19 protein-coding genes are annotated in these 22,034 nt (G+C 51.5%); 3 read left to right on the top strand and 16 right to left on the bottom strand.

Annotated elements, in window-relative coordinates; all coding sequences use genetic code 11:
* Window positions 1-113: 113 nt before the first annotated feature.
* The 9 genes from DL346_RS27235 to DL346_RS27190 form a co-directional block, all read right to left on the bottom strand.
* Window positions 114-3,407, bottom strand: coding sequence for a GH36-type glycosyl hydrolase domain-containing protein (locus DL346_RS27235; protein ID WP_240633465.1), 3,294 nt, complete (start codon window positions 3,405-3,407; stop codon window positions 114-116).
* Between the two features lie 494 nt (window positions 3,408-3,901).
* The gene (locus tag DL346_RS27230) at window positions 3,902-4,792 is read right to left on the bottom strand and encodes an AraC family transcriptional regulator (RefSeq protein ID WP_112885544.1); all 891 of its coding nucleotides are present in this window, start codon (window positions 4,790-4,792) and stop codon (window positions 3,902-3,904) included.
* A 301-nt stretch (window positions 4,793-5,093) separates the two neighbouring features.
* A complete protein-coding gene (locus DL346_RS27225) occupies window positions 5,094-5,957 on the bottom strand; it encodes an SDR family oxidoreductase (RefSeq protein ID WP_112885543.1) in 864 nt (287 codons plus the stop codon).
* Between the two features lie 98 nt (window positions 5,958-6,055).
* Complete coding sequence (locus DL346_RS27220) at window positions 6,056-6,472, bottom strand: Rrf2 family transcriptional regulator (RefSeq protein ID WP_112885542.1); 417 nt, start codon at window positions 6,470-6,472, stop codon at window positions 6,056-6,058.
* A gap of 47 nt (window positions 6,473-6,519) precedes the next feature.
* Window positions 6,520-8,598 carry an FtsX-like permease family protein gene (locus tag DL346_RS27215; protein WP_112885541.1) on the bottom strand — a complete coding sequence of 693 codons (2,079 nt, stop codon included), beginning with the start codon at window positions 8,596-8,598 and terminating at the stop codon, window positions 6,520-6,522.
* On the bottom strand, window positions 8,595-9,356 hold the full coding sequence (locus DL346_RS27210) for an ABC transporter ATP-binding protein (protein WP_112885540.1): 762 nt from the start codon (window positions 9,354-9,356) through the stop codon (window positions 8,595-8,597). Before DL346_RS27210 ends, DL346_RS27215 begins: the two co-directional genes overlap by 4 nt.
* Before the next feature lie 70 nt (window positions 9,357-9,426).
* Window positions 9,427-10,425 (bottom strand): sensor histidine kinase, encoded by a 999-nt coding sequence (locus tag DL346_RS27205; RefSeq protein WP_112885539.1) that lies wholly within the window; start codon window positions 10,423-10,425, stop codon window positions 9,427-9,429.
* On the bottom strand, window positions 10,391-11,077 hold the full coding sequence (locus DL346_RS27200; protein WP_112885646.1) for a response regulator transcription factor: 687 nt from the start codon (window positions 11,075-11,077) through the stop codon (window positions 10,391-10,393). Before DL346_RS27200 ends, DL346_RS27205 begins: the two co-directional genes overlap by 35 nt.
* Window positions 11,078-11,585: 508 nt before the next feature.
* Entirely contained in the window at window positions 11,586-12,044 is a 459-nt protein-coding gene (locus tag DL346_RS27190) for a DinB family protein (RefSeq protein WP_112885537.1), read from the bottom strand.
* A gap of 165 nt (window positions 12,045-12,209) precedes the next feature.
* Here DL346_RS27190 and DL346_RS27185 point away from each other — a divergent pair, with 165 nt between their 5' ends.
* Window positions 12,210-12,956, top strand: a complete 747-nt coding sequence (locus DL346_RS27185) for an ABC transporter ATP-binding protein (protein ID WP_112885536.1) — start codon at window positions 12,210-12,212, stop codon at window positions 12,954-12,956.
* Entirely contained in the window at window positions 12,953-14,932 is a 1,980-nt protein-coding gene (locus DL346_RS27180; RefSeq protein WP_112885535.1) for an ABC transporter permease, read from the top strand. The genes DL346_RS27185 and DL346_RS27180 overlap by 4 nt, the downstream gene beginning before the upstream one ends.
* On the opposite strand, the gene DL346_RS27175 is transcribed toward DL346_RS27180, so the two are convergent.
* The 3 genes from DL346_RS27175 to DL346_RS27165 are packed head-to-tail and all read right to left on the bottom strand — an operon-like array spanning window position 14,933 to window position 17,222.
* On the bottom strand, window positions 14,933-15,925 hold the full coding sequence (locus DL346_RS27175; protein ID WP_112885534.1) for a sensor histidine kinase: 993 nt from the start codon (window positions 15,923-15,925) through the stop codon (window positions 14,933-14,935).
* Complete coding sequence (locus DL346_RS27170) at window positions 15,922-16,596, bottom strand: response regulator transcription factor (protein ID WP_112885533.1); 675 nt, start codon at window positions 16,594-16,596, stop codon at window positions 15,922-15,924. Before DL346_RS27170 ends, DL346_RS27175 begins: the two co-directional genes overlap by 4 nt.
* 11 nt (window positions 16,597-16,607) lie before the next feature.
* Entirely contained in the window at window positions 16,608-17,222 is a 615-nt protein-coding gene (locus DL346_RS27165) for a TetR/AcrR family transcriptional regulator (RefSeq protein ID WP_112885532.1), read from the bottom strand.
* A gap of 200 nt (window positions 17,223-17,422) precedes the next feature.
* Here DL346_RS27165 and DL346_RS27160 point away from each other — a divergent pair, with 200 nt between their 5' ends.
* Window positions 17,423-18,181 carry an SDR family oxidoreductase gene (locus DL346_RS27160; protein ID WP_112885531.1) on the top strand — a complete coding sequence of 253 codons (759 nt, stop codon included), beginning with the start codon at window positions 17,423-17,425 and terminating at the stop codon, window positions 18,179-18,181.
* 270 nt (window positions 18,182-18,451) lie between these two features.
* Here the strand turns inward: DL346_RS27160 and DL346_RS27155 are convergent, their stop codons facing one another.
* The 4 genes from DL346_RS27155 to DL346_RS27140 all read right to left on the bottom strand — a co-directional run bounded on the left by DL346_RS27155 (window position 18,452) and on the right by DL346_RS27140 (window position 21,927).
* Window positions 18,452-19,444: a hypothetical protein gene (locus DL346_RS27155; protein ID WP_112885645.1), complete on the bottom strand. Its 993-nt coding sequence runs from the start codon at window positions 19,442-19,444 to the stop codon at window positions 18,452-18,454.
* A 141-nt stretch (window positions 19,445-19,585) separates the two neighbouring features.
* Window positions 19,586-20,122: a hypothetical protein gene (locus DL346_RS27150; protein ID WP_112885530.1), complete on the bottom strand. Its 537-nt coding sequence runs from the start codon at window positions 20,120-20,122 to the stop codon at window positions 19,586-19,588.
* A 665-nt stretch (window positions 20,123-20,787) separates the two neighbouring features.
* Window positions 20,788-21,423, bottom strand: a complete 636-nt coding sequence (locus DL346_RS27145) for a 2OG-Fe(II) oxygenase (protein WP_240633464.1) — start codon at window positions 21,421-21,423, stop codon at window positions 20,788-20,790.
* A gap of 66 nt (window positions 21,424-21,489) precedes the next feature.
* Window positions 21,490-21,927 carry a GNAT family N-acetyltransferase gene (locus DL346_RS27140; protein WP_112885528.1) on the bottom strand — a complete coding sequence of 146 codons (438 nt, stop codon included), beginning with the start codon at window positions 21,925-21,927 and terminating at the stop codon, window positions 21,490-21,492.
* Window positions 21,928-22,034: the final 107 nt, after the last annotated feature.

The following is a 22,034-nucleotide window of genomic DNA, read 5'->3' as shown; positions in this document are numbered from 1 at the left end:
CTTTCGTCCTTCCTTTCGCAATGAAATTCAGGGCCAATCCGTCTTCACCCTTTATGCTCAGATTATCACAAAAAAGGAGCCGATTGGGGGATCGGCTCCTTGATTTCTGTCGATTACATATAAATTTCAATCACGTTCTGATCGGCACGCAATCCCGATTGAAGGGCTTCACGGCTAACCCGCACGCCTCCTTGACGATATCGGTTCGCCGTCTCCCGCACGCCGGCTTCCGCTCCGTTAATGGTTACGCGGCGCTGCGCCCCGCCGTCCAGATGATAGACAAACCGGACCGGCTGATCCATGAACTTGAACTCAAACTGCAGCCCGTTCAGATGCTTCGGCAGTACGGGGTCGATCACCAGATCGCCGCCCTCCTGGCGAATGCCGAGGCAGTTCGAGATCAGCTGGTTCATGTAGATTCCCGGGCCGCTGGAGTAGACTCTCCATCCGCCTTTCACTTGAACCTTGCCTTGACGCAGCTCATCGAACCGCTCCTGCGCTTCGTAACGATCGTTGAATTTGCCGTCGGAGCTGCTGAAGTAAGCGTTGCTTTGACGGATTTCCGCATTCGGCACCACGTCTTGCAGGCCGACCGGATTGATCATCTGCAGTCCTTTCCATGCCTCATCCTGGAATCCGAGCTTCGCCATCGCTTCGATGAACCGGATATGCGCATGCACGTACTGCAAGCCGATCTCCCGCCCGAAGTTGGACGCCTGCTCCGCCCGCTTGAAACGCGTGCTTACGCCGCCGCTGTAGGCTGCCGGTCTGTTCATGAGGCGAACGCCGTCCGGGCAGTACAGCTTGTCCTTGATGATGCCGTAGTGGGCTTCCGCCTGCTCCTTCGTGAGCAGCTCGCCGATCATGCTTCGCGTCATCGGCAGCAAACGGTACTGGATGCCGGTTTCCTGCTCGTCCGGATGAATCATCAGCTTCACCTGCTCCGGATTCTCCATGTACAAGAAACCCGGAATGACGCCTGTCGGCAGCATGTAGCGGTTGAAGTCGGCCTGGATGCCCGCCGCCAGCTCGCCAAGCTCGTCGGCCAATTCCTTCTTGTAGCCGGCAAGCGCCGCTGCCAGCTGCTTCATCACTTGATAAGTCAAGGCTACGGTCCAGCTGCTGACGAGGTATTTCTTCAGCTGCGCGTTCGCCGGCTGCAGCGTATCGTCCCAATCGCCGTCGCCGTACGACGACAAGTGCGTGCCGTGCAAGAAATGATCCTTGATATACGCGATTTCTTTCAGCACGTGGCCGAGCAGCGTATCCGTTTGCTCCGTAAACTCGAACTTTTGGCTGTCCATATACGGAAGCTGTACTTCCAAAATGCTGTAGTCCTTCGTGACGTTCAAGTAGTCGCCGATGACTTTCAGCGGCCAAACGATAATATCGCCGTGGCTCTCTCCCGCTTGTACCTTGATGTACTTGTCGTACATGAACCATTGCGGCCAATTGCCCGTATCCTCATACTGATGCGAGAACACCGTTTGAAGGATGTCACGGACAACGTCGTATTTTTGCGTAGCCATGAAGTATTCAATCGGCCCTTGGCAGACGTCGCGCGATCCCCATGCTGCGCCGCCGTACTGCTCGAGACCGTGCGGTGTGGAGAAGTGAACGAGCATGTTCTGCGTGTACCACCAAGCCAGCGTATTGAATTTGCCCAGCTCGGCCGACTCGGCTCCATCCGGCAGCGACAGGCGGAATCCGTTCATCACGTTGTAGTAGAAATCACGGTACTTGGCCGCTTCCTCTTCCGCATTGCGCTCCACGAACGGCAGCTCCTGTCCGTAGAGAAGGCCTTGAATCGTAAGGCTCCACTGCGCGGAAGCCTCAACCTCCAGCACGACAAGCGATGCATCGCCAGACTGGACGTTCTCGGCCAACAAACGCTCGTCGCCGATACTCATAGCGGCGCCCGTGAGTTTCATGCGGTAGCACAGATCCGGATAGATGGAACGGCTGTACGAACGGTCATCCGCACGGAACGTAACGATATCGCCATCTTGCTCCATGCGGAACGGCACTTCGTACTCGTTGTTATCCATCGTCACTTGGTTCGTCACCAAGTAACGGTAGGCTTTGCCGCTCTCGGAAACGACCTGCAGCCGCACCTCAGGCGTATCGACCGTCGTAAAGCTCGTCACGACAATGCGATCCTCCGGCAGCTGATAAATCCACTTCGCATAGTTAAAGCCAAGCTCATAGGCGGACGGCAGCGCCAGAAGGCGGTATCTGCCCTCGAGCTCCACATAGACGCGCTGGCCGGATGTCTTGAACATGTTGAGCGCGCTGCGGGCATTGGACATCATTTTGTTAAAAGAGGTATTGCCCACAACGATATGGGAGTTGAACATGCCGTACATGAAGGTCGTCGATGCCAGCACATGCTCGTTGATCTTGTCGTTGTTGCCGCTCATCAGCATATGACCGTGCGGACGCTCGACGCGAAGCTCTTTCTCCTTCAGCACGACATGCTCGTGAGTCGGCGTGAAGAACGCAAGCAACGTGTCTCCGTCCCGCTCCTCCAGCTGACGCGCCGGATAGCGCTTCTCGATGTCCGCTTGCGTCAAGGAAGCAGCCTGAAGCGGCTGGCCGATATTCGAGCGCAGCGCAACCTTCGCCGCCTCTTGAACGCCTTCCAGCGGCTGCTCCGCGATTTGCGACCATGCTTCGGCAACATCGGCTCCGTATTCAAGCGAGGTGATTGCATCGGCGTGATTGTCGCTGAACAAACCGTAGAATACGATGCGTGCCGAGCCATTCAGCTGAATCCGCCCGGACTGCAGCGCCGCGTAAGCGAATTCGTATTGGTACACTTCATTAGGGAGTGACGGGTGCTTCAGACCTGCCGGCTCGTAGCTGTCTTTGTACGGCAAACCGAACAGCTGGAATCCGTCCGTCGCGTAGCCGACAGCGCCTGTCAGCGCGCCCTGCTGCAAATAAGGGAATTTTCCTTGCTGCGGCTGGTTCTGTCTGGAGCAGATGACATAGCCTTTCTCTTTATCTTCAAATACGGAATGACCGATGTATTGCGAGACGTAGGCTTCATTGGAACGGACGGCGCCGCGATTGGCGTTGCCGATGTCTTGTCCGTATACCAGATCGGCTTGCACGCCGTTACCGGACAGGGTTACATCCCAGAACCAGATGCCGCGGTCCGACAGCCGGAACACCACTTTGTAGGCAACGCCTTGTGCCGTGCCTTCCCATACTGCGGCTTGCGCCGAGTAAGCGAAGCGGCTTTGGGACCGAACGCCCAGCAGCGGAATGACATCCGCGATTGTGCCGTCAGCCGCATACAGTCTTAGGAACACATTGTTTAACGATCCGTCGATCGGATTGGAAAGCACTTGATTGATGAACACGTCCCCATGGGAGGCTTGATACAAATCACCGCTGTTCAAAAAAGTAAACTGCAAGTTTCCGTTGCTTAGCAGTATTTTAGAAGGAGCCTGGCTCGTTTCAGCAGAGTTGTTCACGTTTGTCCACTCACTCTCGTTATGTATTTATTTGCTTGGTGAAACGTTACACCACTATATAATACCACACTTTTAAGGGTTCACGCGCAGGTGAAACGGAAACTGCAAAACTTCGCTTACTCTTCCCTTCTAGCGAACGAATTAATCCAGTAACTGCCATCAGGCAGAAAAAATGAAAAGCCGTAAGCCCCCGCGAAAATCGAGGAGCTTCCGGCTTCATGACAGCTTTATGTCCTTTAGCGCTATCAGCGCTTTCCTCTCTATGTGAACCTCCCATTGTAAAAATTATCCTGAACTGTATTGTTGCACGGACCATAAAATTGAGCAATTGTTGTTTTCAGTGAAACAAAATAAAAAAATACCGCCCCGGGCCGAAGCCCGGAAACGGTGTATGCGTCAGCCGCTGCTCGCAGCAGTGATTATGCTTTCTTCACCACTGGAATCCACACTTCGGAGTACCCGCGATTATCTCCCGTGTGGAAATACAACTCCAGCTCGGGGCCGTCGGCATGCTCATAGCCCGAATTCGGGAACCATTCCGGAAAGATGCGCTTCCAGACCGCCTGGATTTTCTCCCCTGTCTCCGCCTGAGTGCCTTCCTCCGATTTAAAGATCGCCCAAGTGTGGGGCTTCACTTCGAGCCGCTGCAGCCCTTGCGGGTCCGCCTCCGATTGGAAATCGAACGCGCAGATCATATAAGGGAACGTATCTTCTCCTGTATGCCGATAGCACATGATCGCGCCGACCTCGCCCAGTCCGGGGATGCTGCACGGCGGAGCCGCATTCATGACGCGGTTAAAACTGCCGTCTTCCATGGAAGCTCTCCAAAACTCGGGAATCTGTACGAAATTGTTGCCGTTCCTGCAATCGATGACTTGCTCCACGCCGAATACGGCAAACCCGCCGCGTTCTTCGATCCGATAATTCATCTCTGCATCTCCCTTAATCGTGATATGGAAGGACATACGGGGATAGGCCTTCAGCTGCATCCCTTTATCGCGCGCGGCGGAGGGCGTAACGCCGTGAAGCTGATGAAACGCGCGAGTAAAGGCTTCCGGCGACTCGTAGCCGTACTTCAAAGCGAGCTCGATGACTTTGATCGGGCTGTTCTGAAGCTCAAAGGCCGCCAGCGTCATCCGTCTGCGCCGCACGTATTCGGACAGCGAGATATTCGTTATAAAAGTGAACATCCGCTGAAAATGGGTGCTCGAGCAGTAAGCCTTCCCAGCCGCTTCCGCCAGGTCGACGGTTCCGGTGAGATGCTCTTCGATATAGTCCAGCGCGTTGTTCATTCGCGACAACCAATCCACGTATGCAGCCTCCTTTCACTATCAGTGTATCAGAGGCGAGGCCGGTTTTCCTTGCATTTTACGCACATTGGTGCAAGGCGGGGCTGCCTGCAGTCATTGCAATTGCAGTTTTTCGACGGATTTACGTGCAATAGCGTCCGTGAGTTCGTTAGATCGTTAGATCCCAAAGTACGGCTATTCTCCTGTATTAACGTCTGTAGGGTTCGTTAGCGAGGCCAACCCAACAAAAAGACCGTGCCCTCGGGCCGAAACGCCCTCGAACTCGGTCTTTTGTCGCTTTGCGCGGACAACGCGGCGGCGGTTAGCCTATTTCACGCACAAGCTGGCTCAAAGCTTCGCCTACCGGAACGGCAGGCCGTCCGAGCAGCTTCTCGAAATCGCTGATCACAACCTCCAGTGCCCCGTCACGAATGCCGGATTGAATGCTTACGAGGAATGGAATGAATCCTTCAGGTACGCCGGCGTCTTTCATAATTTCGGCATATTTCACGTCATCGACTTGCAGCACGGGAACGTCCTTACCCAGCACCGCGCCGACCGCAGCCGCGAACTCTTCTTGCGTCAGCAGCTTGCCGGACAGCTCATAAATCGTATTCTCGTGCCCGGAACCCGTCAGCACCGCGGCTGCCGCTTCGGCATAATCGTGCCGCGTTGCCCAGCCCGCCTTGCCCCATCCAGCCGATGTTACCCACGGTGCACCAGCCTGTACGCCCTGAATGCTAGGAACCTCGTTCTCCAGATACCAGTTGTTGCGCAGGATCGAGTAAGGAATGCCGGATTTCAGAATGGCCTCTTCGGTCACGCGATGCGGCGGCGCAAGAAACATCGTGCTTTCACCGGCACCAGCTAAGCTAGTGTAAGCTATGAAACCGACTTTTGCGCGCTGCGCTGCGGCTACTGCATTCGTGTGCTGCCGAGCTCTTGTTTCGTTGTCCCCATCGGCAGATATAATCAAGAGGCGGTCAATTCCCGCGAAGGCGGCATCCAAAGTCTCCGGACGGTCAAAATCGCCATGCCGAACGTCTACTCCCAAGGCGCGAAGCGCCTCGGCTTTCTCCGGATTGCGCACGCTGACGGCGAGCTGGCTCGCCGGCACCGTTCTTAATAATGTCTCGACAACCTTCGAGCCCAATCTCCCTGTAGCGCCTGTAACTAACAATTTCATTCCGCTTACCTCCCATGGTATGTTGTAATTTGTCTTGTTATAACCGTTATGGTTATAACAAAGGTATAAAATAAAAGCTCGTGAAGAGCTTTCATTTTTTAAGTGAACCGTTCGATCAGCTGGCCCAAATGCGTTTGCGACAGCCTCTGTTCCATCGCCGTTTGCGCTTCCTTCAATTCGGACTGGAGCACCGATTCGATATTGCGCCCGACAGGGCAAACCGGGTTCGGCGCTTCGTGCAAACGGAACAGCTGATTCCCCTCAATGACGTCCACGGCCCGATATACGTTAAGAAGCGTGATCTCATCGGGACGCTTGCGCAAGGAAGCGCCGCCGACCCCGGGACGTACGTCCACTAAGCCGGCCTTCTTCAGCATCCCCATAATTCTTCTGACTACAACCGGATTCGTGTTTACGCTGCCTGCGATATAGTCCCCGGTACAATCGCCCGGACTGACCGCAATCAGCGAAAGGATATGAACCGCGATGGAGAATCGCGTGCTTATTTGTTTCATGTTCCCACCACCGTTGTAACCAGTATAGTTACTTCGTAAAGCCCATGTCAAGCGGCGAGACCCGCGCCGCGAAAAAACTTCTTGCGGAGCGTCAAATAAAACACCGTGTTCATGAGCGCGAACAAGCCATACAGCATGAGCACCCGCGCCATTAAATAGCCGGCATAGACCGTAAAGCCAAATGAAGCATGCAGCAAAAACAGGACCGGGATACCGCCGATGACCAGCGGCGTGAAGAATAGAATCGCCAGATGCGCCTGCAGATACGACCTGCACTCGGCCCCGGTAAGCCCGATCTTCTTCAACAGCGAGATTTTCTCCTTCTCTTCGTCCACATCGGTCACGATCTTATAATAAAGCACGACAATAGAGGACATGAGGAAGAGCAAGCCCATGAAAGCAAAGGAAAAGAACATGAAGCCATTGATTCGGAGCATTACATCGATCCGTTCTGCTTTATAGATCGGCCGCAAATATTCCGCCTGATCTTTCACGCCTAATTGCGCTTGCGCCGTTGACCACAGGCTCTGGTCGTTGTTTTTGTCCCGCAGCGCATCCAGAAGGGCCGCGAAGATTGCACTCCCATCCCCGCTCTTCAGATTGAACAGATACGCCGTGCTGTGCTCCTCCTGACGCAGGCTGTCATAAACCGAATCGTCAACCACGTTGGCCATGACGCTCTCGAACTCCACATTGCCGTAGGAATCAATGAAAGAGGCATACATGGTGCGCGTTTTTGGCTGCTCATACTTCAATCTGGCGATATCGCCCAGCGACTTCACGAACCGGTCGGCATTGGTCGGATTTTGGCGAAACGCTTCTGCACGGGCGTTGCCGGCACGCCACGGCTCAACGGTAAGCAGCGAGTCATAATCGACCTTCTCTTGTTCCTCGCCCTTCTGATTATGCACGAGAAGCAGCTCATCCGGCGCTACATCGACCGACATGTTCATGTGCTTATTAAAGTTCGTTTCGCTGACGATGAAGCTGGCTTTGTTGAAATACACGAACTGGCCGGAGAATGCCCGATAGTTCTCGTTGCGAATGTATTCAAAGGCGCTGAACGTCCCTACTGCGCCCCCGTTCGCTTCAACGATGGCTTTAATCTCATTCTTGCCGATGACGTTAATGCCGTGAGTGGACTCAATCATGAAATCGAAAGGCACATATTCGTCGATCGTTTTCTTCGTATAGCTGTAGATGGATAATCCGAACCCGGTAAAGAAAAGGGACAGCGCGATCAAGAGCGATACGATATAAAGCGAGACTTTATAGGTGAAGAATCGGTGCGACAGACTGGACAGGATCAAGATGTTGCGGTTATATAAGGCGGGAAACCGCGCGAATATCGCCCTTACGGCGTCGATGCCGGAGGCAATCGCAAAATAAAGCGACACGAACATCGCCATCATATCCGCCAGCAGCCATGTCGACTGATCGTCTCCCATTAGGTCGTTCAACCATTCATTGCCCGTCAGAGTGGCATGAAACGACCACAAAGAAGCGATAAAGACGACCGCTGCCACGCCGCCGATTACGGGGCGCGACTTGGCTAACCCCTTCGTGCTCGACGCCTTGGCAATTTGAATAATGGACAGCTTGCGAATGAATGTGCTCGTAAAGAGAAGATTGCATAGAAAGACAAACAGAAATACGCCTAAGCTAAGCAAGTACGTTTTATAGCTGATAAAATAAATGTCGGCCGTAAGTCCCAGAATCTTGGCCAATATTAAGTAAAACAATTTCGACACCAACAGTCCGGCGGCGATCCCGCAAATCGCGGAGCCGATGACGACGACAAAACTCTCGAAGATGACCATGCGCATCAGGTCGCGGGTGGTCATGCCGAGCGTCAAGTAGACGCCGAACTCCTTGCCTCTGGATTTCACGAAATAGATGCCGGTATAGGACACGAACGCGATACTGAACAGGATAATGGCGTAAGCCGCGATTTCGATGTAATCCGAGACCAGCTTCATGGCGATGTCTTTTGCCAAGATCTCGTTAAACAGCAGGCTGCCATACATGAACAGAACGGCAACCACGAAGCTGTTGACGAACAAGTAGGACAGGAAACGTTTGAAGTTGTACCGCAGGTTTTTGCTTACGATATGCGTAAATGTCACTGGGCATCGCCTCTCATTACGCTTAGAATCTCCAGAATCTTGTCGAAGAACGCCTTCCGGTCCCCCGCCCGCTGGATTTGCAGGTTAATTTGGCCGTCTTTAATAAAGATAATCCGTTTGCAGTAGGAAGCGGCAAAGGCGTCATGGGTCACCATCAGGATGGTACTGGCACGCTGCTCGTTCATCTGCGTCAGCATATCCATAATATCGGACGCCGACTTGGAGTCCAGATTGCCGGTCGGCTCGTCCGCGAAGACGACGGCCGGTTCGGGAATCAACGCCCTGGCTGCCGCGACGCGCTGCTTCTGTCCGCCCGACACATGGTACTGATACTTGCCGGCAAGGTCCGCAATGCCGAAGAACGACATCATGTCGTCCACGCGGCTTTCGATCTGCTGCGCCGGCACATGGTCGAGAATGAGCGGCAGCGCGATATTCTCCTTGAGCGTCAAGCTGTCCAGCAGATTGAAATCTTGAAAAATATAGCCGATCTGCCGGCGCCTGAACAACGCCAGATCGTCCTTCGTCAGCTTCGCGATCGACTTCCCGTCGATCGTCACCTCGCCGGACGTGGCTGTGTCCACGCCGGAGAGCACGTTGAGCAGCGACGTTTTGCCGCTGCCGCTCGGCCCCATGATGCCGATGAAATCGCCTTTCGCGGCGGTGAAGCTGATATTATCCAGCGCTTTGACTTCCTTCGCGCCTTTAAACGACCGGTAAATCTTCGATAGGCGATCCACTTGTATGATGTCGCTCATTGGTTTCGCTCTCCTCCATTTCTGCTCTAATCATAGAAAAAAAACCGAATCGCTCAAATGGATTCGGCTTTCAGTAAGCTTTCAATTTTGAAAGGAAAGAAACGGTTACGCAGGTGCCTTCGCCGAAGGCGGACGTCAAGCTGACCTCATGCCCCAGCCGCTTCGCGATATGCTTGACCATCGCTAATCCGATGCCCGTTGCGTTCTTGTTGGCGCGGCCGTTCCTGCCTGTGAAGAACAGCTCGAACACCCGCGGCATATCTTCCGGGTCGATGCCTTCGCCTTCATCTCGGATCCGCACGGAGACACGGTTATCCCCGGGCCCGCTCTCAATCTCGAAGTATACGCTTTTTCCCGCCCCGCTATACTTGATGGCATTCGTTACGATCTGATCAAGCATGTACGCGCACCATTTGCGGTCCGTATAGACATCGGCGGGCTTGCCGTTTAGCTTCGGGTACACGCCGGCATAGATAAACGCGCGGCGATTGTCGTTGATGACCGCTTGGACGAGCTCCATCAGATCGACCCGCTCCGGCACGTAATCGTTCGAGAATTCATCCAGCCGCAGCAGGTTCAGCACCTGTTCCATATTGGCTTTCAGCTTCTCGTTCTCCAGGGCGATATCGCTCATCGCGTCGAGGGATGTTTTCGCGCTCGCAAGCTCGATCACGGCCAGCGAAGACTTCATATTGTGCACGAACTGCGAGAACAGCGAATTGCGCCCTTCCAGCTTGTCGTGCAGGGCCGCAAGCTTATCATGGTAAGCCGCATGGATGTCTTCGATGGCGGCAAACACCTGCCGTTCCTTGGCGCTCTCGGCGGCATAAGTGTAGTCGCCCGGCGCTTTGGCCTCATCAAGCGATTCAAGGAAGCCATGCAGCGCGTAAGCTTTCCGGGCGAAGTAGACGATGAAGACCGCCAAGCTCACGCAGACGGGATACACGATGCTAACGGTATCCAGCATTAAGTTGAAGATCAGAATCAAGAGCGCCGCATTTAACAGATAGACGGCCAGCGCCTTCCGTTCGCTATCAAGCGTCCGGAGAATGAGCCGTATCAAGAACATAGCCGACGCCTCTCTTCGTTTGGATCGCGTTGCCGAGTCCGAGCTCGGCGAGCTTCTTTTTGACGCGGGTCATGTTGACGGTCAGCGTGTTGTCGTCTACGAAGCTCGTGTCGTCCCACAACTCCTCCAGCAGCTGCTCGCGGCTGACAATTTGCGAGGCGTTTCGCAAGAGCAGGCGCAGCACGCGGAATTCATTCTTCGACAGCTCCGCGGACAGGCCTTCCTTGACCCGTACCTTCATCGTATCGCTGCAGAGCACGAGCGGACCGGAGACGATCTCGTTCGCGGCCTGGTCCGATCTTCGCAAGACCGCGTTGATCTTCGCCACCAGAACGCCGATCGCAAACGGTTTGGTCACATAGTCATCCGCGCCCATGTCGATGCCCCGGATTTGCTCGCTTTCCTCGCTGCGCGCCGATATGACGATAATCGGGGTCGTGAACCGCTTCCGGATCAGCTTGAGAAAGTAAAAGCCGTCGAATTTCGGCAGCGTAATGTCCAACAGGATCAGCTTTGGCGCAATCGCATCGATCGTCTCCAGCACGGCATCGTAATCCGTCAGCACATGCGGTTCAAAGCCGTAGGCGCTCAGGTATTCGCAGATGTATTTTTGCAGCTGTTCGTTATCTTCGATCAGAACGATCTTGGTCATGGGCCGGTCCTTTCGAGTCCAAGTATTACCAACATCATATCATGGGCGATTAGCCGCGCAAAACGGTCCCGCGTAGGCATACGTCCAATCAAATGGTCATTCACCTACGTACCATAAGGTACGCCTGCTGTTTCACCATGAATATCTTCCGCTAGGAGTGATGTCATGTATCCATCCAGATTTGAAGGACCAAAGAGACCGCCGCCGCCATCTCCTCCTCCGGCATACATCCCGCCGAAACCCGCAGTATCCTATATCGTCGACTGCATATACGAGTACACCTATATTTGGCTTAGGTCGGGCGAAAACTTCTGGTTCTACCCGACTTATGTCGACGCGGATGGCGTTGCCGGGTTCAGATGGAGCGGATCCTACTGGTACTTCTATGGCATCGACCAGAGATTTATCGACGCCGTAGCGTGCCCCCCTATTCCTACCCTTTTCTGAAGAAGATATAAAAACAAAGCGCGGTGGTTCTGCACACTCACCGCGCTTTGTTTGTTGGCTTTTAGGACAACCTCGCATATAAAATAAAGTCCAGCGCCTTCGGCTCGCCCGACGCTTCGCGTAAAACGCGATTGATCTGCCCGCGGTGGTATTGGCCGTGCAGGGCAACGTGCGTCAGAATGTCCCGAATGGACGTATGGAACACCGTGCCGCTCTGGTTCGCATAGGTGACGATATCGTCCAACCGCTCCTCGGTCAACCCATCCATAAACGCGGCGTAACGACTCTCGTTGCTGGCGATGAGCTCCGTGAGCGAAGCAAGCTCGGCGTCATCGGTCCAAAGCTGAAGCTTGCCGCTGCTTTCGCCGCTCAGCCGCGTGATCCATACCTGCTCCGCAACCGCGATATGCCGCAGCAGCTTTAGCGCTTCCCGATTGTCTTTCCCGCTTTCACGCACCCCGGATAGCAGCTCCCGGTTCGCCCACAATTGATGCTCCATCATACGCTTGATCGTTTTCATTCTGACATCCCTCCGTTATAGCTCCGATTGGTCTTGCTTCAAGCTCAAGTATACCGCGTATAATCCACTCTCGACATGACAAAAATGTCACTTTAGACGTTGTTACTTCGATGGTTGGCGTTGCGCATGAAGCCGTATAGTAGGGGTATAAGGGGGAAGAAATCGATGACTGCTATCATTCAAACCAAGAATTTATCGAAATCATACGGAAAAACGCCCGTTTTAAAAAATATCGATCTTACCGTCGAACAAGGCGAATTTACCGCGATTATGGGCCCTTCCGGCTCCGGGAAAACGACCCTATTGAACACCCTCTCCACAATCGACACCTTTGGCGGCGGGGAGGTATGGATCGAGGGGCAATCGCTGCTCGACTTGAAGAAGAAAGCACTGCGGGAATTCCGTCAGAAACGGATGGGATTTCTGTTTCAAGATTACAACCTGCTGGATACGTTAACGGTGAAAGAAAATATTCTGCTGCCGCTGTCGCTGCAAAAAACGCCGGTCGCCGAAATGGAGCAGCGATTGGCGAGGCTGGTCGAAGCGCTGAATATCGGGTCGATCCTGCACCAGTATCCATCGGAAATTTCCGGCGGACAGAAGCAGCGCACGGCTGCTGCGCGGGCGCTCATTACGAACCCGGCCATCGTGTTTGCCGATGAGCCGACGGGTGCGCTCGATTCCCGCTCCGCCACCCAGCTGCTTGAACAGATGCAACTGCTCAATCAAACCTTTCAGACCACGGTGCTGATGATTACCCACGACCCGTATGCCGCGAGCTACTGCCGGCGCGTGGTGTTTCTCCGGGACGGAAAGCTCGTGAACGAGCTGTTCAGGGGCGAGCAAACGGAGAAGCAATTCTTTGATCGCATCCTGACGATCCAAAGCGCCATAGGGGGCGACCGGCTATGAGCTTGCTCGATCTATCCTGGCGCAACATGAAACGGAACTTCCGGCTGTATACGATCTACTTCGTTTCCATGCTCATCGGGGTCATCATTCATTTCACGTTCTCGTCCTTGATGTTCAACGACGACGTTCTGGCCGCCATCAAAAATAAACAGAACTATCAGCTCGGCGTATCGGTCGCGTCCGTCGTCGTATTCCTGTTCATCATTTTCTTCATTCTCTATGCCAACTCGTTCTTTATGAAGCAGCGCAAGAAGGAATTCGGGATGTATTTGCTCTTCGGGTTAAACGAACGGCAGGTCGCTTGGATGGTCTTCCTCGAAACGCTGTTCCTCAGCGCGGTTTCGCTTGTTGGAGGGATGCTGGTCGGCGGGCTGCTGTCGAAATTTTTCGGTATGCTGCTCATGAATCTGATGCAATACGATAAGGCGATTTCGTTATCGTTCCCGATCGAAGCCGCGGGGCAAACCATCGGTTTATTCGCCTTGCTCACCGTCATCATTAGTGTGCAAAGCTACCTGAGCGTGCGCCGGGTTCAGTTGGTCGAGCTGTTTCATGCCAAGGCGAAAACGGACAAGCCGCTCCGGTTCTCCGCATGGCTCGCGACGTTAGCCGTTCTGCTGCTTGGCGAGGCCTTCTTCCTCATCTATAAGACGGGAGATCAGGTCATCTGGAAGGACAACTTCATGGCCAGCTTTATTGCGGCCACGGTCGGCGTGATCGGCGGAACGTATTTGTTTTTCCGGCAATTTCTAGGCTGGACGCTGCAGCGGATGAGCCGGGGAAATGGCTATTACGCTGGCGATCGGTCGCTTTGGATTTCCGCGCTGCGGTTTTCCATTCGCGGCAATGCGCTCAATCTGACGTTCATTTCCTTGTTCAGCGCCATACTCATGTTTCTTGTCGGCTTCGTGTCGATCAACTATGCGGTGCAATTCGATGCGGTGAAGCGAGAATTTCCGAACCATCTCGCGTTCTCCTCTCCGGATGCGCAAACCTTGAAACACGTTGAGCAGCTGATCCAGACCAAGCATCCGATTACCGCCCATGAAACGATCACAGGGCTGCGGGCCGCGGCTGTTTCGGACCGGGGGATCGCTTTCGGAGAGCCGAAATATTTTACGGATGAGCTGTTTCTGTTTCCGGAGTCGGACTTTAATCGGATCGTAAAGCTTCGCGGTGACGATCAGCAAGTCGACTTGCAGGGGCAAGAGGCGGTTGTCCTCTCGAAAGGAATCCCCGACCCGGTCAAGTATGAGGGCGGCGAACAGCCGGAATTTACGGTTAAGGTGAAGGATGATGCGAAGAATGCGACATTCCGGCTCGCCGAGAAGAAGGACTATACGCTGCTGAGCATGGCTACGGACGGCCAAGGCGAAGCCAGCCAAAAAATAGCCATCCTTGTTGTTTCCGATGAAGCCTTCGACGGCTTGAAGCAACCAGCAGCGCTGGTCTCGTTCGACGTTTATCAAATCGAGGACGCCAAGAACGCTAACGCCTTGGCGCGGGGCGTGCAGGCCCTTGTCGCGACAACGCCTGGCGTTTACTTCGCCGCGTTCGCCGATCTGTATTCGATTCAAATCGAAGGCTCGTCGCTGCTGCTCTTCTCGGCCTCTTTTCTCGCCGTCATCGCGTTGTTCGCCTTAGGAAGCATCATTTACTTCAAGCAGCTGCGCGAAGCAACGGAGCAGCAAGGTCAGTACGCGATTTTGCGCAAAATCGGCGTCGGCGACGGGGTTATGAAACGAGTCATTCGCAAACAATTGCTGTTCGTGTTCTTCCCGCCGCTGGTTCTGGGCATGCTGCACAGCTGGTTTATTACGTACTATCCGACCTTGCGGGAGGTCAAGGATTTCTCTCAGCTTAGGTCGATTATTTCGGCGGTACTGATCTTGTATTTCTTAATTTACTTCCTGTTTTACTTGTCCTCGGTCAGCATTTACTACAAAATCGTCAACCCGAAGAACGCAATGACCTAGTCATTGCGTTCTTTGCTGAATCCGCAAATACGGATCGTCGTCTTTCGGAAAATGAACGATGAACGCCGTATAGACGCCGACCTCGGACGTGCATGTCAAGTAATGTCCGAGCTTGTTCGACAGCTGCTGGGCCAAATATAAGCCCATGCCGGTCGACTTCGTATGCGTGCGACCCGTTTCGCCGGTAAAGCCGCGGTTGAAAATGCGCGGCAGGTCTTTGGAGCTGATTCCGATCCCGCTATCCCGAATGATCAGTTGTTTCTCTTGCGGCGTTTCCATGGCGGAGATGGTAATCCGACCGCCAGGCTCCGTATATTTCAGGCTGTTCGTCAGCACCTGATTGACGATAAACTGCAGCCATTTCGGATCGCTTTGCACCTCAAGCGACTCTGCTTTCAGCTCTACGCGGATTCGTTTGGAGAAGAAAGTTTTCGCATGCGCCTTTACGATTTCACGTGCAATCCGGATCACATCGCAGGATTGAATGTCGTAGTCCTGGCTGAAGCTGTCGAGCTTGGCGTAATAGAGCGCTTGATCGACGTAATGCTCGATCTTCGCAAGCTCTTCCCGTAAACTGTCCGCATCGATCTCGGTTTGCTGGAGCAAGCGGAGCACCGCAATCGGCGTTTTGATCTCATGGAACCAAGAAACGATAAAATCATCATGCTCCTGCTGCCTGCCCTGAATCCGATTCATTTCGCGGATATGCTGCTTTTTCAGCTCTTCGATGTGCTGCCGGGCAAACTCTCCTTCCAGCGACGCAGGGTCGGATTCCTCGCTGTCCATTTGCCGGACCGTATGTACGGTTTGCCGATAACGAAACCATAAGTAACCAAGCAGCGCAATCGAAGAGAGCGTGAACGCGTAAATATAAGTCCCCCATGCCAAGCCGCTATCGCTGTCCGCAAAGAAGACTGCCGCGGTGATCAGGAAACCGGCTAGATACAGATAGATATAAGGCTTCTCATAGTCCAGAAAACGGAGGAACGTCATTCGACTAGATACCCCATTCCCTTCCGGGTAGCAATGAACCCTTCCAAGCCGAGATCGGCGACCTTCCGGCGCAACCGGTTCACGTTCACGGTCAGCGTATTGTCGTCGATGAACTGATCTTCATTCCAAAGGGCCTGCATCAAATCCTCGCGCGAGACGATTTTCCCGATATGCCGCATCATTAACTGCAGCAGGATGAATTCGTTCCGGCTTAGCTCCGCGTTTTGCCCTTTGTATTCCATCGTGGAATTGGTCACGTTCAATTTCAAGCCCCGATGGACGAATCGGAGGCTGTCATCCTCCTGATACGTATACTTGCGGCGGATGAGCGCGCCGATCTTCGCGACCAGAATATCCAGATCAAACGGTTTCTGGATAAAATCATCCCCGCCCATATTGATCGCCATCAGAATGTCCATATTCTGATTTCTCGATGACAGGAAGATGATGGGCACCTTCGAAACCGCGCGTATCTGCTGGCACCAGTAGTAGCCGTCATAAACCGGCAGATTGATATCCAGCAGAACGAGATGGGGGCCTGTCTGCTCAAACTCCGTCAGCACCTTGTCAAATTCGGTCACTTCCGCCACGTTGTACTGCCACTTCTTCAACGTATCCGCGACAATTCGCCTTATTTTCTCGTCGTCCTCAACCATCATGATCCTGTACATGATATCCCTCATCACTGTGAATTATGATTTGCTCGATTAACCGAGGTCTTCGCCGTCGTCGGGTGGTAATTGATGATTTTCACCAGCTGCTCCCGCATATAGGCCGGCGAATGCTTATATCCGCTCTCTATCCAATGGAAGACTAGACCGAGGAGAGCATGGATGGAATAAATCTGCAGCAGCTCTTCGTCGATATCCGTCTTGGTATAGACAAGCTCCTCCTTGAGGATGTTTTTGATCGCGGCGAACATTTTCCCCCAGAGAACCATCAACATGTCGCTTTTCATGAACACGGTGTACACGGAGGAATGCTCGTAAATATGTTCGAACAGCTTCACCGAATGCGCCTGCAGCTGATCGACATGGAAGAACTCCACCTTCTCGTACGGCACCCGGAAGGAGAGCAATAATTTCTCGATCAGATCGGACATAATATCGTCGAGCAGCGCTTCCTTGCTCTCGTAATTGGAGTAAAAGGTCCCCCTGTTATAATCGGCCAGCTCCACGATTTCCGTTATGGAGATCGCCGTGAACGGCTTGTCCGCCATCAGCGTCAGCAGCGCTTGCCGTAATGCCGTCCTGCTGCGGACGATCCGGCGGTCCGTTCGTTTGCCATTGTCGCTCATGCCTCCCATTCCTTTCTTGGACGCTTTATTGAACAGTTTGAGCCGATCTGTTCGTTACCTAACAAACACGCCAATTTTACTGATTGTGGCTTGTTTCCTGCCTTCATTATAATCAAAGTAACAGATGTTCTCTATTGAACATGTGTTTATTATTTCATCGGAACAGCAGGCTCATTAAACAATCATGGGAGGCTACGATCATGAGATTATCCGGAAAAGTTGCTGTTGTCACAGGTGCCGCCTCAGGCATGGGGAAAGCCATTGCAGAATTATACGCTTCGGAAGGCGCCAAAGTCGCCGTATCGGATCTTCGCGTGGAAGCCGCGCAAGCCGTTGTGGACGAGATAACCGCCAAAGGCGGCACGGCCTTCGCGATTGCGGCTAACGTTGCTAAAGAAGAAGACGTACAAGCGCTTATAAATACAACAGTCGAAACCTACGGAACGGTAGATATCCTCGTCAATAACGCTGGCATTATGGACAACTTCGTGCCTGCCGGAGACGTGACGGACGAGCTGTGGGAGCGCATCTTCGCCATCAATACTACGGGGCCGATGCGGACAATCCGCAAAGTCATCCCGCTCTTTCTCGAGAAGCAAAGCGGCGTCATCGTTAACATCGCTTCCGCAGGCGGCTTGATGGGCTCCCGTGCAGGCGCTGCCTATACCGCTGCGAAGCATGCCGTCGTCGGCCTGACGAAGAACGTCGGGTTCCAGTATGCGACGAAAGGCATCCGTTGCAATGCCATCGCGCCAGGCGGCGTTAATACCAATATTGGCACGACGATTACCGAACCGAACCCATTCGGTATGGAACGGGCAATGGCAGGCATCGCTCTCAACCCGCGCGCCGGCGAACCGGGAGAGATCGCGAAAGTGGCGTTGTTCCTGGCCTCTGACGAGGCGAGCTTCGTCAACGGCACGGTCGTCACGGCCGATGCAGGCTGGACCGCTTATTAATAAGCTTTCGAATTGAAAAAGACTATCCCAAAAGGGCTCTTCAATAAGGCATTGAAGCTTTAATAGCACCTCGAAATAAATAATAATGGCGTCACAGACCTCATGTCTATGACGCCATTTCTCGTTTGCGATCAACTGTCGCTTTCTTCAGCAAATTATGGCCCCTTTCTGTAAATAAAGCAGAAGAGCAAAAAAAGACACCCTCACGAGCGTCTTCTTCTTTCTATTCCTACAGGTAGGACACCACACCATATCCATCTTCTTGATGGGCTATTCAACTGTAACCCCTACTCTGACACCAGTTTCGGCACCTCTGTTATAAATATCAAGCTTTTGATAAGGATTACTCACCAATATAGTTGTTAAATCATATACACCAGGCTCTTTAACATCAACAACAAATTCAGAATTGACTTTGGCAAATTCCTTATTGTTAACTTTTAAAAATATAACTTTCCTGTCATTGACAACATCTTCTTGAATCCAATCAAACAAATTAATAACGGCATACTCTTTTGTTTCTTTATTACTATTATTGCCTGCACGGATGTAAAAATTTATGTTTTCATTTTTCTTAACCTTCTGTGTCAACCATCTTTTAAAATTATCTTTCTCTGAGACAAATAAACCATCCAACATATCGTTTTTTTCTATAATGCCAAACTCATTATAATTAACTGTTTCTTTTACTGTATCGCTCTCAATTGAGACACTGAATCTAATAAATAGTAAGTGATTCAAGTCTGTTCTTTTCCTATATTCCTCATCCAAACTTTTATTGTCAGGGCTCTTAACAATAACGAATAGTATATCATGAATACCAGTCTCTAATTTCGGTAATTCGAAAGGTATTTCTGTTGTTTCTCCTGCTTTTAATTTAAAAGTGAAGTCAATAGCCGCTGGCCTATCGTCAACCTTAAATACTTCTTGTTTATAATCTACAAACAGAATTAATTTGTATACTCTATCCGCATCAATTAAGTTTCCTATAGAAATGTATTTTTTAATACTATCACTTTTGTCATAGTTAAAGTGGAGCTCTTTTTCAATCGCCCCATTTTCGTTGTACAATCCTGTAGAAATACCGCCTGATTTAGTGTTTGGGAGCTTATCTCTGTTAGCAGTGCTTTCAATTGTATTCATAAAATCTATGTTCTGAAGCTCTATTCCTTTCTGAACTACTTTGTTCGAGGTATTTGAACAGCCAACAGATATGATTAGCAGGGAAATTATTAATAATTTAAGAATAATATGTTTTATCATCAATTTTACCTCATTATATTGTTTTTTGATCCACTTGCCCATACGGAAGTTGGAACTGACACTACTGCAGCAATGCATAGAACAGAAATCATTTTTTTCATTGTTAACACCCTCCAATAGAATAAATAGATTTCGTATCTTCTAGGTATCATAAGTTTCTGGTTCCCAAGTTTGAAAACCTGCTTCTTGGAACTTATGCAGCCCATATGCCTCAGTATCTGAACCTAAAGCTTGTCCGGATCCGTATTGGGCGCCAGCATGGGAGAAATTAGTTTGAGTATCCTCGCTACTCCCATAAAATCCACCATACTCATATACCTTTACTTTTGCATATATGAGATCAATGTTATACTTTGTTGATCTACTACTATCAGTGTATGAATCAGATACAGACGTAGCCCCCGAGGTATATGTCACCGTTGTCTTTGCAACATAGTACGGAGTAACAGCAGCAAATGTAGTAAGTTTCGATGTCCGCGCTGGTTTAAATCCTTTTTCTGATATTTTTTCAAAATCATGGATAACTTCTTGGTCAGTTCGAAGCTCGCTATTCAGCTTTACGATTTCCGTGTTAGTAGTTGGCACCTCCCCAGAAGCACCAGCACCTACAACTGCTGGAACCGTCAAACTCGCAGCCAATGCTAAAGATAAAACGGTGAATATTGGTTTCTTCTTCATGGTTTAACTCCTTCTCTCTATTAAAAATAAAACATTCCCTAAGGACTACAGCAGACTGTTAACTCATGGTTGGAGCCCTTTTTCAAAGCTAATTCTACTAAACTTTATACCTTGTCCTAAGACGATTCATCACACGACTGAAGCGAAGGGCTTTCTCGCCTAACTCCCCCCCTTTCTATCAATAAAGCAGAATATTCTCATAATTTACCACTAACTTATTAAGAAAGCGTTTATAATTCATAAACAAAACTTAAAGACTCCCCTGCCATTGCTTGCATGGGGAGTCTTCACAAAATAACGCACATAGAGAGAGGCAGTCAATTCCCGGCTGCCTCTTAAATCTTTACTATCGCCAATTTTGCGTTCCACCCAAGCTCTGCTCCGCGATCTGAACCAGCTTCCGCGTAAATGATCCACCGACTTGCCGGCATGGAATGTTGTCAGAAACGCCTGCAAAGATTCTGGAGAAGCGCCAGCGGTCGGCTTTGTGAGTGGATTCCCACCTTAGCCTATCCATTCAAGGAATCCGGGAACAACAGCGATCGGAAAAACATTCGACTGCGCAGTGAATGCGGTCAAACCAAATGGTATTCATGATGAAAGGGGCTGTCATTATCGATGACGTTTGGGACAGCCCCTTTCACATTTTCAGTTTGTACACGCTTTCAAAACGATCGATGCCGTTGTCTTCTCATCCACTGGGTCGCGACCCATTTCTCACCGGCCGTGACGGGATTTCCCGCATGCTGCGTGAGCTCGTTTAGATGAGGATCATTATAAAAGTATTCAAAATAGACGGCGCTTCCCTTCTTGGGCGTTACGGCAAAACGGAGCGAAGGGAAATACGTTTCGCCGCCTTCTTCCACGTCATTTAAATACATCACAAGCGTGCTGATCCGATTATTGACCACATCGCCGGACGTAAAATAGTCCAAATGAGGCTGATACTGCTGGCCGGCCTTATAATGCAAAATTTGCAGCGGTTCGGCATGCGCGATCGGCACATGCATCAGCTCGGCAGTTCTGGCTTCAATGGATTGAAGCCATTCATTCTCGCTTTCCTCGAAGAACATGCTGCTGTTTGTCCGAACATCGCTGACCGTGTGCGATTTGCCGATTTTGGCCCGCTGCATCCGATTCGCGGCTAAGGCAATCAAGGCATCGCATTCATCGCCGCTTAATACGTTATCCATGATCAGGATAAGCGGTTCGTCGATCTTGCCGACAATCTGGACTTCTCTATCACGAGTCATAATTCTGTTTCCGCTTGCTTGCATAATCGTCTGTTCTTTAATGGTCATCGTTGCATCCTCCGTTGTCTGCATGTTGAGGAAGTAAGCGAGTCTACATTATGTCAGTTGATTACACTAGTTCTGCACGGAACCGGAAGTTCCTTCCGTGTCCCTCGAATATACGGAAAACCCGCTTCTCTTCTCCCAGCCTGTGCGGCTCCAGAACCGGTTGCCGCCTTCGTTATCATCAAGCACGAAGATATGGCATTTCTCGATGCCCGCTTCCTTCAGCTTGCCAAGACACAGATCCGCCATTTGTTGCCCGATGTTCTGATTTCTGAATTCCGGCTTTACGGCAACGTGATAAATAAAGCCTCTCCGCCCGTCATGTCCGCATAGGATCGTGCCTGCAATGCGCCCATCTGCCTCATAGACAAAGCTAAATCCTTTATTTCGCTTCAAATAGAAGTCAATGTTGGATTTAGAATCGGCACCGCTAATAGCCAGTCCTTCGATAGCGCTCCATAGCTCAACCATCTGATCATAGTCTTGAATGGTCATCTCCCGGATCATCTTAAGCAGAAGCCCCCTTTAGTTTCCATATCTCTTTAGTATAGTGAGAATTAACGATTTCGACAAAGGATATGTAAAATAAACTTGACACTGTGGTTAATCTTGGT

Origin of the sequence: Paenibacillus montanisoli (assembly GCF_003268025.1) — a bacterium.
Taxonomy (GTDB): domain Bacteria; phylum Bacillota; class Bacilli; order Paenibacillales; family Paenibacillaceae; genus Paenibacillus_Z; species Paenibacillus_Z montanisoli.
The sequence above is the reverse complement of the archived record's forward strand: the minus strand, read 5'-3'. Positions and strand labels throughout refer to the sequence as shown.